This is a genomic window from Curtobacterium flaccumfaciens UCD-AKU, assembly GCF_000349565.1.
GTDB lineage: Bacteria > Actinomycetota > Actinomycetes > Actinomycetales > Microbacteriaceae > Curtobacterium > Curtobacterium poinsettiae.
Genome location: NZ_KB714615.1, coordinates 987 through 1,484 on the forward strand (window position 1 = coordinate 987; position 498 = coordinate 1,484).

General features: G+C 69.5%; 1 protein-coding gene. It reads left to right on the forward strand.

What is annotated here, in order from left to right:
• A partial coding sequence (locus H489_RS27420; protein ID WP_017886951.1) for a substrate-binding domain-containing protein occupies positions 1–470 on the forward strand: 470 nt, incomplete at its 5' end.
• Between the last annotated feature and the right edge of the window lie 28 nt (positions 471–498).

Sequence of the window (498 nt, forward strand, 5' to 3'; positions counted from 1 at the left end):
GGGACCCCGCCAAGGCGCAGGACTGGGCAGCCGGCCAGATCAGCAAGCTCGGCAAGGACAAGATCACGGGCGTCTACGCGGCGAACGACGACACCGGCGGCGGTGTCATCGCGGCCCTGAAGTCGGCCGGCGTCACCGAGCTCCCGCCCGTCACCGGGCAGGACGCCTCGCTCGCAGGCATCCAGCGGATCCTCGCCGGTGAGCAGTACATGACCGTCTACAAGGCCTTCAAGCCCGAGGCGTCGAAGGCCGCCGACCTGGCGATCCAGTTCGCCAAGGGTGAGACCCCGAAGGGCGACACGACCGTCGACACCGCCGGCGGCGCCAGCGTCCAGTCGACGCTGCTCGACCCGGTCGCCGTCACCACGGACAACGTCGAGTCGACGGTCGTCAAGGACGGCCTGTACGAGGTGTCGAAGATCTGCACCGCGCAGTACAAGTCGGCCTGCGACAGCGCCGGCATCAAGTAGGTCCGACCCCCTCTGCCCGCCCGGTCCG